Below are 241 nucleotides of genomic sequence, written 5' to 3' on the forward strand. Positions count from 1 at the left end.
AAGAAACAGAGGGAGAAATTTGAAACATCCCACGATGCGGAGTTACGGCTGTTTTATGCTGCCCGCCGTATTCTGAAAGAAAAACTGGACGGAAAACCCATTGCCCTGAAAGCATGGAAACAGGAATACGCACAGTTAAAAACAGAGTATGCCGAACTGTCTCCGCAGCACAAGCCGCTCCGGGAGGAAGTCATACGGCTGCGGCAGGTGCAGAACGCCGTAGATACCGCACTGCGCCGGA

General features: G+C 52.3%; 1 pseudogene. It reads left to right on the forward strand.

Annotation, left to right across the window (positions count from 1 at the left end):
* Nucleotides 1–241: pseudogene (locus tag DWW33_RS16100) on the forward strand (MobQ family relaxase); the annotation flags it as partial.

This window comes from Roseburia sp. AF15-21 (genome assembly GCF_003479505.1).
GTDB classification, from domain to species: domain Bacteria; phylum Bacillota; class Clostridia; order Lachnospirales; family Lachnospiraceae; genus Roseburia_C; species Roseburia_C amylophila.